Annotated in this window: 16 protein-coding genes and 1 tRNA gene; 7 read left to right on the forward strand and 10 right to left on the reverse strand. The window is 47.6% G+C overall.

The window, feature by feature from the left end:
- Positions 1-114: 114 nt before the first annotated feature.
- Genes HCJ96_RS04795 through hemW form a run of 4 tightly spaced genes read left to right on the forward strand, consistent with a single transcriptional unit; the run spans position 115 to position 4,202 of the window.
- Positions 115-1,227: a tRNA nucleotidyltransferase/poly(A) polymerase-related protein gene (locus tag HCJ96_RS04795; protein ID WP_169209891.1), complete on the forward strand. Its 1,113-nt coding sequence runs from the start codon at positions 115-117 to the stop codon at positions 1,225-1,227.
- A 41-nt stretch (positions 1,228-1,268) separates the two neighbouring features.
- The gene (srmB, locus tag HCJ96_RS04800) at positions 1,269-2,468 is read left to right on the forward strand and encodes an ATP-dependent RNA helicase SrmB (protein WP_169209892.1); all 1,200 of its coding nucleotides are present in this window, start codon (positions 1,269-1,271) and stop codon (positions 2,466-2,468) included.
- On the forward strand, positions 2,465-3,070 hold the full coding sequence (gene rdgB, locus HCJ96_RS04805; protein WP_169209893.1) for an RdgB/HAM1 family non-canonical purine NTP pyrophosphatase: 606 nt from the start codon (positions 2,465-2,467) through the stop codon (positions 3,068-3,070). Before srmB ends, rdgB begins: the two co-directional genes overlap by 4 nt.
- Positions 3,063-4,202, forward strand: coding sequence for a radical SAM family heme chaperone HemW (gene hemW / locus HCJ96_RS04810; protein WP_169209894.1), 1,140 nt, complete (start codon positions 3,063-3,065; stop codon positions 4,200-4,202). Before rdgB ends, hemW begins: the two co-directional genes overlap by 8 nt.
- Positions 4,203-4,495: 293 nt before the next feature.
- Here the strand turns inward: hemW and HCJ96_RS04815 are convergent, their stop codons facing one another.
- From HCJ96_RS04815 to HCJ96_RS04845, 7 genes are all read right to left on the reverse strand, one after another.
- On the reverse strand, positions 4,496-5,299 hold the full coding sequence (locus HCJ96_RS04815) for a YggN family protein (protein WP_169209895.1): 804 nt from the start codon (positions 5,297-5,299) through the stop codon (positions 4,496-4,498).
- Between the two features lie 107 nt (positions 5,300-5,406).
- Positions 5,407-5,856 carry a PAS domain-containing protein gene (locus HCJ96_RS04820; protein ID WP_169209934.1) on the reverse strand — a complete coding sequence of 150 codons (450 nt, stop codon included), beginning with the start codon at positions 5,854-5,856 and terminating at the stop codon, positions 5,407-5,409.
- Between the two features lie 41 nt (positions 5,857-5,897).
- On the reverse strand, positions 5,898-6,890 hold the full coding sequence (locus HCJ96_RS04825) for a response regulator (RefSeq protein ID WP_169209896.1): 993 nt from the start codon (positions 6,888-6,890) through the stop codon (positions 5,898-5,900).
- 169 nt (positions 6,891-7,059) lie between these two features.
- Positions 7,060-7,791 carry an LrgB family protein gene (locus tag HCJ96_RS04830; protein ID WP_169209897.1) on the reverse strand — a complete coding sequence of 244 codons (732 nt, stop codon included), beginning with the start codon at positions 7,789-7,791 and terminating at the stop codon, positions 7,060-7,062.
- Positions 7,788-8,093 carry a CidA/LrgA family protein gene (locus HCJ96_RS04835; RefSeq protein WP_169209898.1) on the reverse strand — a complete coding sequence of 102 codons (306 nt, stop codon included), beginning with the start codon at positions 8,091-8,093 and terminating at the stop codon, positions 7,788-7,790. The genes HCJ96_RS04830 and HCJ96_RS04835 overlap by 4 nt, the downstream gene beginning before the upstream one ends.
- A gap of 146 nt (positions 8,094-8,239) precedes the next feature.
- Complete coding sequence (locus HCJ96_RS04840) at positions 8,240-9,025, reverse strand: LytR/AlgR family response regulator transcription factor (RefSeq protein WP_169209899.1); 786 nt, start codon at positions 9,023-9,025, stop codon at positions 8,240-8,242.
- A 54-nt stretch (positions 9,026-9,079) separates the two neighbouring features.
- Positions 9,080-9,400, reverse strand: a complete 321-nt coding sequence (locus tag HCJ96_RS04845) for a DUF3718 domain-containing protein (RefSeq protein WP_169209900.1) — start codon at positions 9,398-9,400, stop codon at positions 9,080-9,082.
- A 232-nt stretch (positions 9,401-9,632) separates the two neighbouring features.
- Between HCJ96_RS04845 and HCJ96_RS04850 the strand changes: the two genes are divergently transcribed.
- Positions 9,633-10,292 (forward strand): C40 family peptidase, encoded by a 660-nt coding sequence (locus HCJ96_RS04850; RefSeq protein WP_169209901.1) that lies wholly within the window; start codon positions 9,633-9,635, stop codon positions 10,290-10,292.
- A 26-nt stretch (positions 10,293-10,318) separates the two neighbouring features.
- Here the strand turns inward: HCJ96_RS04850 and HCJ96_RS04855 are convergent, their stop codons facing one another.
- The 3 genes from HCJ96_RS04855 to HCJ96_RS04865 form a co-directional block, all read right to left on the reverse strand.
- Positions 10,319-10,648: a hypothetical protein gene (locus HCJ96_RS04855; protein WP_169209902.1), complete on the reverse strand. Its 330-nt coding sequence runs from the start codon at positions 10,646-10,648 to the stop codon at positions 10,319-10,321.
- Positions 10,649-10,760: 112 nt separating this feature from the next.
- Complete coding sequence (locus HCJ96_RS04860; RefSeq protein WP_246261123.1) at positions 10,761-11,897, reverse strand: MbnH family di-heme enzyme; 1,137 nt, start codon at positions 11,895-11,897, stop codon at positions 10,761-10,763.
- Positions 11,843-12,637, reverse strand: a complete 795-nt coding sequence (locus tag HCJ96_RS04865; protein ID WP_169209903.1) for an MbnP family copper-binding protein — start codon at positions 12,635-12,637, stop codon at positions 11,843-11,845. Before HCJ96_RS04865 ends, HCJ96_RS04860 begins: the two co-directional genes overlap by 55 nt.
- 80 nt (positions 12,638-12,717) lie before the next feature.
- On the opposite strand from HCJ96_RS04865, the gene HCJ96_RS04870 reads away from it, so the two are divergent.
- Entirely contained in the window at positions 12,718-15,486 is a 2,769-nt protein-coding gene (locus tag HCJ96_RS04870) for a choice-of-anchor B family protein (RefSeq protein WP_169209904.1), read from the forward strand.
- Positions 15,487-15,605: 119 nt separating this feature from the next.
- Positions 15,606-15,682: transfer RNA gene (locus tag HCJ96_RS04875), tRNA-Ile, on the forward strand.
- Positions 15,683-15,815: the final 133 nt, after the last annotated feature.

Consider the following 15,815-nt stretch of genomic DNA (forward strand, 5'->3'; position numbering starts at 1 on the left):
TTAGTATTTTCACTCAGGCATACTATCAGCTGTTGTCCATGGCGATATCGAATACGCCAGATCTGGCCGTGTGCAACCATGACAATGACTAATAATCGGTAACGAAGGAAAGGCATGCAAATTTATCTGGTAGGTGGTGCAGTGCGTGATGAACTGCTAAACCGGAAAGTAACTGAAAGAGATTTTGTCGTTGTGGGCGCAACGCCAGAACAGATGCTGGATAAAGGCTTCACTCAGGTTGGCAAAGATTTTCCGGTTTTTTTACATCCTAAAACCAAAGAGGAGTACGCACTGGCCCGCACTGAGCGAAAATCTGGCAAGGGTTATACCGGCTTTGTCTGTAATGCCAGTGCTGACGTTACTCTTGAAGAGGATTTGTTGCGTCGCGATCTTACCATTAATGCTATGGCAAGAGATGCCGATGGAAACCTGATCGACCCCTTTAACGGCCTGACCGACTTAGACAGTCGCATAATCAGACACGTATCCACGGCATTTATTGAAGATCCCCTGCGGGTATTCCGTGTTGCTCGTTTTGCTGCACGTTATGCCCATCTGGGATTCACCATTGCCGAAGAGACTCTACAACTTATGCAAACCGTAGCGGTCCATAATGAGCTGGATCACCTGTCAGCCGAGCGGGTATGGCACGAGACCCAGCGTAGTTTGCAGGAGCAGGATCCACAGGTTTATTTTACCACTTTATCGCAGACCAATGGCCTGTATCCCTGGTTGCAGGAATTGACCGCATTAAACAACACTGCGTACGCTGGGTTAGCCTTATCGGCCAAACGTGGGTACAGTGCGCACGAGCGTTTTGCCGTATTGACCAGCCAGTTGTCTGCCGCTAAAGCAGCATCCTTGTGCAAACGTTTAAAAGCGCCAAATGTGTTTTCGGAATTAGCTTTACTTGCAGCTGAATACGCGTTTGCGTTAGCGGGTTCGCTAACTGCTGAGCAACTACTCAACCTCTTCAACCATGCCGACAGTTGGCGCAAACCTTCGCGTTTTGAAGCATTGCTTAATGTCGCGTCCTGCGTTGAACCGCAGCAACACAATCATCGCGAGACCACGATTTTACAGGCGCTGAACGCGGCGGCAAATATAGACACACAACCGATAGTCAAAGCGGGTTACAAAGGCGGTGCAATTAAAACGGAACTGAATAAGCAACGATTGCAGGTAATTTCACAAATTCTTGCAGACAAAGGCGGCACAGGCGGATAACAATGCTACAATAGCCAATTTATCAGGCTGTCTGCATTTATATGACTTTTGAAGATTTGGATCTGGATTCAGAATTATGCCACGCGTTGGCTGATATGAACTTCACTGGCCCCACCAGCATTCAGGAAAGTGTGATTCCTGCAGCAATGGAAGGCAAGGATATTTTGGCATCGGCCCCCACAGGCACAGGCAAAACGGCCGCATTTTTGTTACCCGCCTGCCAGTACCTGTTGGATTTCCCCCGCAGTGAGCCGGGTGCAACGCGCATATTGATACTGACTCCCACCCGGGAATTAGCCTTACAGGTGTATGAACAGGCGAAAGCTATAACCAAGTATACCGATCTGGTATGCGGTGTTATAACGGGTGGCATCAATTACGGTACCGACAATGAGACTTTAAGCAAGAATCTGGATATTCTGGTAGCCACTCCAGGCCGCCTGTTTGAGCATATTAATAACGAACATGCTGATTGCCGGAATATCGAATGTTTAATTCTGGATGAAGCCGATCGTATGTTGGACATGGGGTTTGGCGGTATCGTCGGACAAATTGCCGGCGAAGCCCGGTGGCGCAAACAAAACATGCTATTTTCCGCCACTCTGGAAGGTGTCGGAGTAAAACGCTTTGCATCTGATATCTTAAATGATCCAGTAGAAGTTACCGCGAATCCGTCCCGCAAGGAAAAAGCCAAGACTCATCAGTGGTACCATCTTGCCGACGATTTAGCACACAAAGATGCGCTACTGGTGCATATTCTGTCTAACCAGATAGACAACGCCATCGTATTTATCAAAACCCGCGACCGCCTGGATATGCTTAAAAGCAAACTGATGTCCAACGGGTTGCATGTCAGCTGGCTACAGGGCGAAATGCCACAGGATAAGCGTAATGCCGCGCTGGCGTCGTTTAAAGAGGGTAAAGTTAAAATACTGCTGGCCACGGATGTCGCTGCAAGAGGGCTTGATGTTCCCAATGTCAGCCACGTGATTAACTACGACATGCCGCGCACCGCCGATGTTTATGTACATCGCGTGGGCCGTACTGGCCGTGCTGGTGCCAAAGGCACAGCGATTTCATTAATTGAGGCGCATGACTTTGAAATGATAGGTAAAGTGGGCCGCTATATGAACGAACCGCTTAAGGCGCGGGTTGTCGACGAACTCAGACCCAAACATAAGCCACCTTCGACCATTCGTAAAAAGAAAAAAGCAAAAACGAAAACAAAGGGGAAAAAGTGACCACCTTTCCTAAAAAGATAGTGCTCGCCTCTGGCAATAAGGGCAAAATCCGTGAATTTGAAACTTTATTCGGTGAGCTGGGTGTAGAAATTATCCCCCAGGGCACATTGGGTGTGAGTGACGTGCCAGAAACAGGCACCACTTTTGTTGAAAACGCTATCATTAAAGCGCGCCACGCGGCCAAAGTAACCGGCTTACCCGCCATTGCTGATGATTCTGGCATTGTGGTACAGGCGCTGGATGGTGCTCCGGGAATTTACTCGGCTCGGTTTGCCGGCATCGATGCCAGCGATCAGGATAATATTGATTTACTGCTTGATCGCCTTGACGGTCAGACCAACCGCAACGCCTATTTTTTTTGTATGCTGGTAATGATGCGTCATGCCGATGATCCGGTACCTGTCATCAGCCAGGGCGCATGGCATGGTTCAATTACCCAATCGCAGCAGGGCTCGGCAGGGTTTGGCTATGATCCGGTGTTTTATGTCAACGAGCACCAATGTACTGCTGCGCAACTGGATAAAGCGCAAAAAAATAAGATCAGCCACCGTGGACAAGCGCTCACTGCGCTGATGCAGCAAATGAGGCAAGTGTTTGCGTAATCCTCCACTGAGTCTCTATGTGCACATTCCGTGGTGCGTTCAAAAATGCCCTTACTGCGACTTCAATTCGCACGGGGTGAAATCCACCATTCCCGAAAAAGAATACATACAGCACCTGTTGGATGATTTGGCGGTGGATGCCAGATTAGTCGGCGAGCGTCCGGTTGAAACCATTTTTATCGGTGGTGGTACCCCCAGTCTGTTTTCAGAACAGGGTATTGCCGATTTACTCAAGGGCATACGCCAGCGAGTTAACTTAACCCACAATGCAGAAATAACCATGGAAGCCAATCCGGGTACCATGGAGTCAGCGCGCTTTGACGGCTATGTGGAAGCCGGCGTCAATCGTTTGTCAGTGGGTGTACAAAGCTTTCAGACCCAACATTTAAAAATTCTTGGTCGCATTCATGATAGCGAACAAGCCAAACGTGCCATCAGCATTGCGCAGGGTGCTAGCCTTGCCAGCTTCAATCTGGATTTAATGCATGGATTACCCGAGCAATCCATCGACAATGCACTAACTGATTTAGCCACTGGCATCGAACTGGCACCACCCCATTTATCCTGGTATCAGTTGACCATTGAGCCCAATACGCCCTTCTACTCCAAGCCACCCACATTGCCTGATGATGATATCCTGTGGGACATTCAGGCAAAGGGCCATGCTTTGTTGAAACAACATGGTTATCACCAGTACGAAATATCGGCGTACAGTCAACCAGGTAAACAATGTCAACACAACCTTAATTACTGGCGTTTCGGAGATTACCTGGGAATAGGTTGCGGCGCACATGGCAAGATAACGCAGGCAGAACAAGGAATTATTGAGCGTACGGTTAAAGTAAAACACCCCCGCGGCTATATGGACTTAGCGCGGCCGTATCTTGATCGCGTTAACAGAGTAACGCAGGATGACCTGGCATTTGAATTTTTTATGAACCGTTTTCGATTAACCGAACCCTGCCCGGTTGAGGACTTTGCAGCTTTGACCGGAACCCGCCTTTCTGATCAGCAAGCAGCAGAATTGGATAAGGCCTGCGAACAGGAGTTGTTAACAATGTCTGATAGCCAGTGGCAAGTTACCCCAAAAGGTCATCGATATCTAAACAGTTTGCTGAGCGCGTTGGTGTGATACCAACCCGTTTTGGCGCTTGTTCAGCTAAGCGATAGCGACGAGTTCCCGTCAACGTGGACAGGGAGAAACCTGCAGGCATAAAAAATCCCGGCTAACCAGACCGGGATTTCACTTCACGAAACGAATTTAAACGTACCCGATAAATGGCAACAATTTAACCAGAATAATCGCCATTAAAACGTCAAAATACGGTATCAAAATATTAAACAAGTACTGTGCCAAATATTAACTTGTTGATCTATAACCAATTCATAAAAGCGGAATTGAGCAACTGTAAATTTTTTTGACGCTTACCCCTTCCACTTATCGGCCGTGATGACGTCTATCGCCTTTAATTGCGGAATATTGCGTCTGAGTTGGTCTTCCGCTTTATTTAAGTCAGTTAGCGTATCGCAGAACCACTTCGCTTTGTTTTTCAGAGTAGAAGCACGTGGGCCGACATCTTTATCTATCTGCTTACCCATTTCTTCCAGTTGACGCGAAATTTGCTCTACCTTCTCACTGGATAGTTCTGGATCCGTGGTATTAATACCGCCAATGGCTGACAAAATACCACCAATAGACGTTGAAATGGCTTCTTCTAACTGCGCTTCAATTTCACTGTCAACAAACTCATCAACACTTTCTAATGAACCGGGACCTATCGCGTAATAAGGCCCCGTATGGCGGAACTTGTCCTTCACCTTCTGCTGAACACGCTCCATTGCCATCCTGATTTTTTCGTAACTCTCATGATCGCTACCCACCAGGCCCAGATAAACGTGGTCGATGGTTTCAATGGCAAGCTCAACGCCTTCAGTCGCCAAAATGATCATCTTTGGAATAATGTAATGCAGGCCGGACGCATACTCATGCAACAGATCAGTATCATCGTCAGTTAACTTGATCCAGCGACCTTCGACGAAAAGCTGAGACTGATTATTAATTTGCATAACGGTGCGTGATTCGTCTAGTACCCGTAGTTGATCCTGGGTTACCAGGATCCCATAGGCAAAGTCGATGTCACAGGTAAATTCTGCCCTCACCGGTTTCTGCAAATCAAATAAGCAGACCAGTGTCAGCAGAGCAAAAATAAAGAGTGATTTTACGTTCATGAAATAATAATGCGTTTCGCGTAAGGAAATGAAAAGTACAATGAGGTTAATTCGCTAATATACAAGCCGAAAACAGCGATTAGCAAGTATTGAGGTTCATCAGAACCTCAACGGGCAGACTTTCTTTCAGCCGCCTCGCTCTCACTCACTTGCAGCGCTTCAAGCTGCTTTTTACCACTGGCAATATCTGTCATGTCGTAAATCATCATGCTGATAAAGTCCACTTTGCCGGTAGTTGAGGTTAGCGGTGACAATGCAATGTTTTGATACATAAAAGGTTCGCTGCCGGTGATTGGCCGATAGTTGGGAAACTTAAACAGATACGGGCGCTGTTCCCAGGTCATAAATGCACGGGTCTTCAACTCGAACACAGGTTTGGCTTTTTGCGCAAACCAGCTTTCCTCAATATGATTGAATAAATCAAACAGGCATTTTTGTTGAACCTCGCTGGGCAGCAGGCCACTATGGCTTTCCATAAACCCGTTCCACACCTGCACCTTAAATTGCCTGTCCAACACCACAATGCCCACATCAACGGACTGCAGCATGTCTGCCATCCAGTGAAACTCTCTTAAATCATCCAGCGCATCATTGGCCACTACTCATCCTCCAACAGATGTGAAAGTTTCTTATTCATGGTACTCATGGAATCTTCGGTGAATAATAGAATCAAATCGCATTGTACATTATACCCCTCCAGGCCATAGCTTAATTCAATGGCTAAAGTACGCCGCCAGTTTACCCGGTTCATATTGATGATATCGGTGATGACCCGATGCTGCCCCAGTACCACAGGATGCCCCTGGCTGAAATTAACATCCATTTGTTCAGCCAACCCTGTCAAACAGGTGCCGATTAACAAACTGGCCGCATCCATTAGTAACTCAAGCTGAATTTGATCATCGACTTCTTGTTTGATATCGAGAATTTTCGCCACATCCTCGAAACTGGAATCGCTTAATATACACAATGCTTCCCCGCGGATCCCGGGGCCCAAAAAACCCTGACAAACCGCTGTGACCTGCTCGTGCTGCTCAATATCAGAAAGCATCATGTGCAGTTCAGACACCTCGATGAGGTTTACGTTAGGAATGGGCAAGCGCACAAACACGTTCATAATGCGGGCCAAATGGTCACCCGCCTGCCCCATGGCAATGTTGGTAATTTCCTGATAGCAATCACGCACGTCAGGGTCCAGTAAACTCTCTTCCTCGGCGGGCTCATCACTTGTGAGAATGTTATGTTTGATTAATACCTCACGTAGTTTTTCAGCTTTCACCGGTTTTTGAATAAAATCGATTGCACCTAAACGGGTGACACGTTGATGCGCCTCTGGCTGGATGTCACCTGAAATCACCACTACTTGCGTAGATAACTTGAGCTGTTGAATGGCTTCTAAGGTTTGGTAGCCATCTTTTACCGGCATGTTCAAGTCAAGTAACAGCAATTGCCCTTTTCCCTGTTGCAGGGCTTCAATGGCTTCGCCACCATGCTTTGCAAAATGCATAGCGACATCCCAATCCTGAGGCAGGCATTTAGCCACCTGTTTACGGGCAACTAATGAATCATCACAAACTAAAACTGAATACATTGAGATTTACTACCATCCTTTAACGGTAAAGGTGACTTTCGGGTATTGCCTTTCCTGAATGTCTATAAGCGTGGGGTAAGCTATTTTTTCTAAACGACTGTACCACTGTTGGATAACTAACAGAAAAATTCACTGTAATAACAAATAGCATTTATCGGCTAAAAGTCCATTATTCTAAAGTTGAAATTAGGACAGGAAGTACAAATGCAGTCAAAACGCCATTAAGTGACAACGATATCGCGGCCAGCGCACCGGTTAGTTCAGACAGTTGTAACGCTTTGGCAGTGCCAATTGCATGCGCCACGGTGCCTAGCGCCACGCCCTGCGCTGCCGGATTGTTACCCCCCAGCAACTTGAATACCCACGGACACACCATAGCGCCCACCACCCCGGTACTGATAACAAACACGGCAGCGATCGCGGGTACGCCTCCGGTTAATGCAGCGGTTTCCATTGCCAAAGGTGTGGTAATGGATTTTACTAACATGGTCATTGAAAGCATCAGTGGCGCGTTAAACAGATAGAGCGTGAACCAGGCTAATGCGGGTGCAATCACACCACCGGCGACAATCGCCACCCAGAGTCGCCAGCCCAGCCCGGCAATGCGTTGATATTGATGGTGCAATGGTACCGCCAGAGCGACTGTGACCGGCCCCAACAGCCAATGGATCAAACTGGTTGCGCGTTGAAACTCGCTCACAGGTACGTCCAATACAAACAGCAAACCGCCCAGGACAAGTGCGCTAATTACCAAAGGTAATGTCAGTGGATGATTCCCGGTTAAGGTATGAATGCGCTTTGAAAACACGTAAATGGTAACGGTAATACCTATCCAGAACAATCCACTTAACGATAGTATGCTTGCCGCCACCTGCTGAAACTGAATAACAATTTCGCTCATGGTATCTCGTCGGACTGGCGTGACAACAGTTTCTTTGCTAGCCAATAGCTTACGCCTAAGCTGACCACCGTTGAGCCAACAATGGCTAACAATATGGCGAGCAGGTTTGCCTGCAGAATTGACCAGTAAATGGCGATACCCAGCACGGCTGGAATAAAGAAAAACGACATATTAGCCAAGATCGGTTGTGCTGCACGACTTATGGCGCGGGCGAGTGCTTTAGACAACGCCATCAGCGCAGAGAGTAACCCCAGCCCCAGCAACGCACCGGGCAACGGCAGTGAAAACTGCACCACTAACATCTCTCCACCCAGATAGCAGAGTAGGATGCTTAGCCCTCCCACCAGATAATGTTTAATAACGCCCCGCTAACCAGCTAGTCATCTATCCGTTCATGGTAGCGTAAATCCGTCTCCAATGATGTAAAAATTCAGCTTACAACTGATTGTTAGTGAAGTTGGTTACGATATTGTTCAAACCAGCGGGTAGAAAACTTCTCTACAGAATGATCTTTAAATTTCACAAAATGGTTTCGTTTGTCAGTACAAATCACATTCTCAACATGTTGAAGGTTTACTGCTACTGAGCGGCTGATCCTTAAAAAGTGATGGTTATCCAGCGTTTTAAGTAAGGTGCCTAGGCTGCTTCTGATATAAAGTTCATCCTGTCGGGTGATGACCTTCATGTAATCGCCTTCAGCATGAATCTTGATAATATCCTGCCAGGCTAACACGACGGTGTTGGTCAGCGTTTTTAACACCAGCATATTACCCTTTTGTGCATCAAAAAAGCGGGCAATACGTGCAGAAACAGCGGCGGCCGGGATCCCCAGTTGTTGGCTGAGCCCTTGCTGAATGGCGCGCCATTTTGACGCAATTTCATCACTGCATAACTGCTGTTTTAACCGCATCCCCACTTTGGCAACCTGCTCTTCGACTAAGGGCGTCGACAAAAAGCAAAATGCATTTTGCGCAAATGCCTGTAATGCATCATGGTTATCAGCGCCCAGCAGAACCAGACGTTCTACAGGATGAAACAGTAGCGAGGTGTGTTGCCAGGTGGCCAGATCGCAAAACAAGGTTACATGTGCAGGCTTTTGCTGAGGCAAGTCAGAAGACGTGACCATTTCAACCGCATCAAATATGGCCATATCAATTAATCGCTGCTTCAATTCAGCTGCCGTGTTTTTTGATTGCAATGCAATCATGCCGACGCGCAAAGCTTTATCGTTCATATCACTTCAAACAGACTGCCTCTGAGGGCGTAATCAGAGGCAATGCAGCCATGATCATCGGCTTGCAGTCAGGGTTCTGGTTTTGCCGCCCGTTTTACGCTCAATCATCACGTACATAGGCTGTGAATTATAGTTGCCGGCAAACGTCAGCATATCCTGACCATTACAACGTAGCCCTTTGTTCAGCTGGCGAAATTTAATTCTGCTGTTTTTTACCGCACGGTTAAACTTGAGTTTATTTCCAGAAGCAATGGCGTAGCACACCTTTTTCAGTTCAGCTTCGTAAGGAACGCTTTTTGCGCTAACCGAAGCGCTAGTCATTGTTAAGCCCGCTGTTGCAAGCAAAGTTGTAAAAAATGCTATGTGTTTTTTCATGACGCTTTCCTCTTGTGTATCCTTTCCCACCAACGAAAAAGGTAATTCAAAAATAGGCAAAAGCGGCTTGGAATGCGTGCGAAATTCGGTAAATCGCGTTTGGTTGCGGTGTTGCGATTAACGGGGTACTGAGGCAGACTAACTGTCGGCCAGGCAGGTAATTCAACGTAGCGTCAACACACTTTGTTACCAGGGCTGCAGGCATAGTAAAAATAACAACAGCGCATGCACTATGGTTACTCAACAGTCATATAAACAGATTAAAGATCAGATCCAGCCAGGCGACATCATTGCGTTTGGCGGTAATGCCATACTTTCCAATTGGGTAAAGCTAACCACGCAATCGCAGGTCACCCACGTGGCCATGGTACTGAATCAAGCCAATGACGGTGATGATACTGGCTGTACGTGCAGCTACGTTATTGAGGCAATGCTTTCATTAGAAACCGTTGGTGTGGCGATCAATAAACTGTGTAAACGAATTAGCGAGTATAACGGAGATATCTGGTGGTTACCGTTAAGCAAAGAAGCGCGCCACAGTTTTACCGCCAATCAACAACGGTTTATAGACTACATGCAATTGCAGCAGAATAAGCCGTATGATTTATTTCAGTTGTTTGGGGCGACGGTTGATTGCTTTGATCGCCACCCCTGGTTAAGTCGATTGACTTATAACGAAGAGGATACCCGTCGCTGGTTTTGTTCAGAGTTAGTGGCGAAAGGATTGCAGATGGCTGGTGTGATTGAGGGGGTAAACGGTTCTGAGGTGACACCTATTGATATATGTCGTTTCACCATTTATCAGCCCACGTATTCGCAAATAAAGGGGGAGTCAAACATCATTACAGGCTTTAACCAAAGCATTCCGACCCACTGGGGACAACGTCTTTAATGCCCCCTGCCGGAAATTCACCTGAATTAAAATGTGCTGTCCTGGTGAATTTTGATGAACATATTGGTGTTCGCTTTACTGTAATCGATTTTATACTCTTTACCGTTTAGCGTCTGGATAAACAGCAGTGTTTTCTCATCGCCAAACACATCGCTAGCAGTAACATCCACTAATTCTAAATCCATCATTTTTGCATCGCGCTTATTCTCAGGAATTTTTCCTTCGTAGCGCTTGATACCTTTGTACGTAACTATGATAGGGGGATCTTCGTCACCATTAACAATTAGCAAATCTAACTTTCTAACTTTGTGAATGATGGTGTTACGACCGCTTACCAGAAAGGGTCTTTCTGTCATTATTATCTCCATACTGGCTTGGTAATACTGTTAGCAGACAAAAGATACCAAAGAACCAGGCTAAATGCACTTACTAGATACAGCATTTCATTAACATTTTGCCCTTTATATATCAGTTTAAGGGTGGACCATACGCTGGGTTTGTCAAAAACGAATTATCCGTCAAACTGTTTAAAAATGCTTCCAGCGCGATTTTTTCCTCATCAGTTAGCGCAAAGCCTTTTACAAAGGGGCTTTTGTGTGGATTGGACTTGCCTTGCTCACTCCCCCCCTGCGCATAAAATTCAATCACTTCTGCCAGCGAGGCAATGCTGCCATCATGCATGTAAGGCGCACTTAAGGCGATGTTTCGCAACGTTGGTGCGCGAAACTTGCCCATGTCCTCCTGCTTATGGGTTATGCGAACCAATCCCTGGTCGTCGGAAGGATATGCGCCTTGACCATCTTCATTGTACATACCCGTGTTATGAAATGGTTGCAAAACGAGGCTTTGACCGGTGTGGGTACTGGACTGACTAAAGTTAACCCCACCATGACAATGAAAACATTCTGTACGTTCGGAAAAAAATAAATTCATTCCCTTAATCTGTTGTGGGGTTAATGCGCTATCGTCACCCTGATAGGCATACTGATCGAAGGGACTATTAAACGAAGTGATTGAACGCACAAAACTGGCCAGCGCTTTCACTATCCTATCGAAATTGGGCGTTTTGGTAGCAAAAGCCGCGTCGAACAAGCGCTCATATTCGTGGGTGGTTAATCGTTTGAGAATAATATCTTCATGCCCGGTGATTCCCAGCTCTACTGGCGATTCATTAAATAAGGGAATCAACAGCTGCTGTTCGATCTGGGCAAACCCATTGTGTGCCCAGGTGAAGGCGCTGTTGTACGCCACATTAACTAATGCCATGCTATTTCGCGAGACTTTATCTCCGGTTGCCCCGGTGGCGTGCACAGTGGCTTGGGCGAAGGCAAATTGCTGCTGATGACAGGATGCGCAGGACTGGGTTTGATTTACGCTGAGTGCGGTATCATAAAATAGCCGCCGTCCCAGCCTGACCTTTTCCTCGGTGAGAGGATTACCGACCGGAACTACTGGCGGCGGAACCGTTTCGGGCAGGTTAAAGGTATAGGGTGTACTTTGCGGCTGGCACGCGCTGGCCAGCACTGTAATCAATACAGCGAACGCAGAGATTAATCCCAGCTTAGCCATGGCCGACTTTGCAGGTTTTTCATCAGACGACCGCATATCCCTGAATCGGGAGCTTCAAACTTACACCCGTCCGACTCAACCAGATTGGTCTGCATGATGAGATGCGGTAATGACACTTCCAGCGCCAGATCATAATCCAGTTGTGTCATCGGCAGGATCACATTGACCCGGTTGGTGAAGGTACAGGATTTTTCCGGTGGTCGCACCGCCGAGTCAGACACACAGCCAACGCTCCCTAAATGGTATGAAAAGGTATGCTCGGCATTTTGTTTTTGGCGTAGATCCAGACGCAAAAATTTGTGGCCATCTTGCCAGGACCAGAACATGGAACTGTCATTTAACGGCGAGGGTTGTATCAGCGGGTTAGCGTGATTTTCAGCAAAGGGCAAACCTAACGTAAAACGAAAAGCGGTTGACAGTTTCATTAACTCTTTGGTGGCTTCAAGCTTCAGGCTGGTATTGGTGGCGTTAGCGTTTTGACAGTTGCTGTGAAATTTGAGTAAGGCTATGTCCGGTGTTTGCCAGGGTGACTCTTTAAATTTGATGCGTTGCCAGCGTCCATCCACCCGCACTTCGGGTTCGCTGACGTAAAAACCCAGATATTCAATCTGCCAGCGTTCGCCCGCCAGTTTAATCTCAAAGGGACACTGTGAGGTATTCATTCTTTTAACCGACACCGGAATTTCCCCTGCGCCCGGATTAGTAAAGAATGCGCTATCACATCCGGCCAACGCCAGACACAGTATAACTATGAAAGAACAAAAAGAAGTTTGCATCAAAAACTGCACAATTAATTACCGCTCTGCTAAATTTTAATAGGTTATTATCAAAGTGAAAAGTGAATAGTGAGAAGTGTTTGCGTTGTTTTAGTTTAAAGCGTTACCTACCCGCTGCGATTGTGCTGTTTTGTGTTGCCATCAGTCAAGCAGTTCACGCACATAGTGAAGATGACAAGTCCCGTTTCGTTGCCCCTAATGGCAACGATGCAGGTGCCTGTGATAACCGCTTTCGTCCCTGTCAATCCATCGCTTATGCCGCTGCCCAGGCCAACAAAGGCGACAAAGTCCTGGTATCTGTTGGCCATTACGCGGTAGTTGATGAGCAGACATTATTTTATCTGATTGGTGAACTGGTGCAGGTACAGGGCGGCTACAGTCAATCTGATCATTACCAAATTCAAAATCCGGCAATGTATGACACCGTACTATCCGGGGTGCCGGTCTCGTTTGCCGGACAACTTGCACGTAAAGGGTTTAATGTAATCGCAGACGGGAAACAGGAAACGGCCTCGGCAGTGTCCCAACAGATTACCCAGGCGGTCACAAAGATGTCACAGCGCCATAGTCGCGCCGATTGCGTGGATGGTGTCGCGGCTGGTTTCAGCTGTCGCAATATTGCATTGCTTGCGCATTTGCCTCTGGCGGACTTACCAACCAATTCCACCACGGCCAACGACATTTGGGGGCATGTTGACCTTAACACCATGCGCGAATACGCCTTGATCGGGTTACGTCGCGGTGTCGCGGTCATCGATGTGACTGAGCCGGAGTCGCCCACTATCATTGGCTCCATAGAGGGAGCCACCACCACCTGGCGAGACATCAAGGTTTATCAGTACTTCAACCGCGCAACTCATAGCTGGCGTGCCTATGCATATGTCAGCGCAGATAGTGCCAGTGAAGGCCTGCGTATCATTGATTTAAGTCAGCTACCCGATCGCATCAGTGAAATTGAATCACTGGATGACGATGCCAGAGCGCATAATATTTATGTCTCGCATGTGGATTATGGCCTGAACATTTCTTTACCCGACAGCACCTCTGAGTTGATCGTCGCAGGCTCGGAAAATAATTTTGGCGCATGGCGAAGTTACCGGCTTACTTCACCGGCTAGCCCCTCCCCCGCTTATCAAAATGACATAGCGACCAGAACAGACTATTCCCACGATGTGTCGGGCTTTTTCGTCACTGATGAACGCGCCCGTGAAGATTGCCGGGGCAATAGCTCTATTTCCTGTAGTGTTATTCTGGATTTTAATGAAGAAAGCGTACGTTTATGGGATACCAGCAACCCGGAATTACCCTGGGAAATTGGCGAAGCTACTTACCCTAACCTGGCGTACACCCACAGCGGCTGGACCAGCGACGACAACCAATATTTGTTTGTGCATGACGAACTGGACGAATCGTCACTGAATCTGAATACCGCTGTACATGTTTTCGATATCAGCGATTTGACCGTTCCTAGCCTGGTTGCCACCTGGCAAGGCGACACCCGCGCCATTGATCATAACGGTTACGCCAAAGGCAACCGCTACTATATGTCCAATTATGAGCGCGGCCTGACTGTTTTAGATATTACCGACCCCACGGCGCCGCAAGAGGCGGGCTTTTTCGATACCTTCCCCTCCTCTGATAATGCCTCGTTTAATGGCGCCTGGGGTGTTTACCCTTTTTTACCCAGCGGTAATATTCTGGTTAGCGACATTCAGGGGGGTCTGTACCTGTTTCGTGATAACACAGCTAATAGCGATGGAACCTCCGTCGGTTTTCGCGACGCAAAGATGACCGCACAACCGGGCGAATCACTGAGTATACCTGTGCAAAGAACGGGCACAGCTAACATCAATGTGGATTACCGCATTATTTACGGCTCGGCTGATAACACCGATATCACCGCCAGCGACGGTACGTTAACCTGGAATGCTCCTGAAGATCCCAATCAGCCCATTGAGATTGAAATTACTGCAAACGAAGAAGATGAATTTGTCGAACAGTTTTTTGTTCGCCTGATGAATCCTTCTACGGGTAATATTGCTGGCGATGCAGGGTTAATCAAGGTCAATATTGACAGCACCCGCGGCAATCAAGGTGTTGCCAATTTTAGCAGTGAACGCTTTGAAGTAGCCGAAACCGTTGGTGTCTATAATGTTAACGTTGCACGTGTCGGCGGCAGCCAGGGTACGCTGCAGATTCAATACGACGTCAGCGCGGGTAGCGCCAGTACCGACGACTTTGAGCCTGTCTCCGGCAATCTCAGTTGGGAGGACGGCGATAATCAAGACAAAGTCATTGCCATCACCCTTTTTGATGATGAGATTAATGAAGAAACCGAAACCCTTATCATCACCCTGACCGGCTCCGCAGACAATGGCGTAGGTGATATCGCCACTACCACTATCGCTATTCGCGATGATGAATCCAATCAGTCACCACAGGTTAATGCAGGTGCTAACCAAACCGTTAGTGCAGGTGCACAGGTGAGGTTAAACGCCACTGCCAGCGATCCTGAAAATGACGCGCTGACCTACTCATGGCAACAAACAGCGGGCGAAAACGTATCACTGGTTGAATCAGACAGCCTGACCCCATCTTTCACCGCCCCGAGCACGGCGACAACCCTCACCCTGAGCTTAACCGCTACCGATGAGTTTGGCGCCAGTGCCAGTGACGAGCTCACCATTACCGTGGCCACCACTAAAGATGACAATAACAGTGATTCAGGCAACAATGCAGGCTCAAGCGGTGGCGGCGGAGGCGCGCTGAACGCCACGCTCATCTTGTTGCTCACGCTCACCGCGAGCATGAGGATAATCGGTAAACGCAGCAAGGCGACTTATTTTTAACCAATCAAACCACCCGCACACTAAAAGCGTGTGCAAGTGGGGTGACAAGCACAAAAAAAGTGCTTATACTTCGCCCCGCTTCGAAAAACCTGTTCAGGTACTTCGAGCCCATCTCAAATGGCCCCATAGCTCAGTTGGTTAGAGCATCCGACTCATAATCGGCAGGTCCCCTGTTCAAGTCAGGGTGGGGCCACCATTTTTCGGCTCTACCTCATAAACGGGGGATCAGCATTCATCTCACTCGATTAATTACACCATCCCATCCACAATGGGTCATTACTCTTATTCTGTAATTTTCAAAATTTCTAAAACCATACGCTCTTCTCGAT

Source organism: Alteromonas ponticola (assembly GCF_012911815.1).
GTDB lineage: Bacteria > Pseudomonadota > Gammaproteobacteria > Enterobacterales > Alteromonadaceae > Alteromonas > Alteromonas ponticola.

What these genes read in the sequence shown, in the direction of transcription:
- HCJ96_RS04830 (WP_169209897.1), bottom strand. Translation starts at nt 7,791, where the DNA reads ATGAGCGAAATTGTTATTCAGTTTCAGCAGGTGGCGGCAAGCATACTA.
- HCJ96_RS04850 (WP_169209901.1), top strand. Translation starts at nt 9,633, where the DNA reads ATGGTTACTCAACAGTCATATAAACAGATTAAAGATCAGATCCAGCCA.
- HCJ96_RS04865 (WP_169209903.1), bottom strand. Translation starts at nt 12,637, where the DNA reads ATGCAAACTTCTTTTTGTTCTTTCATAGTTATACTGTGTCTGGCGTTG.
- HCJ96_RS04860 (WP_246261123.1), bottom strand. Translation starts at nt 11,897, where the DNA reads ATGCGGTCGTCTGATGAAAAACCTGCAAAGTCGGCCATGGCTAAGCTG.
- HCJ96_RS04820 (WP_169209934.1), bottom strand. Translation starts at nt 5,856, where the DNA reads ATGGCAGACATGCTGCAGTCCGTTGATGTGGGCATTGTGGTGTTGGAC.
- HCJ96_RS04855 (WP_169209902.1), bottom strand. Translation starts at nt 10,648, where the DNA reads ATGACAGAAAGACCCTTTCTGGTAAGCGGTCGTAACACCATCATTCAC.
- HCJ96_RS04845 (WP_169209900.1), bottom strand. Translation starts at nt 9,400, where the DNA reads ATGAAAAAACACATAGCATTTTTTACAACTTTGCTTGCAACAGCGGGC.
- HCJ96_RS04795 (WP_169209891.1), top strand. Translation starts at nt 115, where the DNA reads ATGCAAATTTATCTGGTAGGTGGTGCAGTGCGTGATGAACTGCTAAAC.
- srmB (WP_169209892.1), top strand. Translation starts at nt 1,269, where the DNA reads ATGACTTTTGAAGATTTGGATCTGGATTCAGAATTATGCCACGCGTTG.
- HCJ96_RS04825 (WP_169209896.1), bottom strand. Translation starts at nt 6,890, where the DNA reads ATGTATTCAGTTTTAGTTTGTGATGATTCATTAGTTGCCCGTAAACAG.
- HCJ96_RS04815 (WP_169209895.1), bottom strand. Translation starts at nt 5,299, where the DNA reads ATGAACGTAAAATCACTCTTTATTTTTGCTCTGCTGACACTGGTCTGC.
- HCJ96_RS04835 (WP_169209898.1), bottom strand. Translation starts at nt 8,093, where the DNA reads ATGTTAGTGGTGCAGTTTTCACTGCCGTTGCCCGGTGCGTTGCTGGGG.
- HCJ96_RS04840 (WP_169209899.1), bottom strand. Translation starts at nt 9,025, where the DNA reads ATGAACGATAAAGCTTTGCGCGTCGGCATGATTGCATTGCAATCAAAA.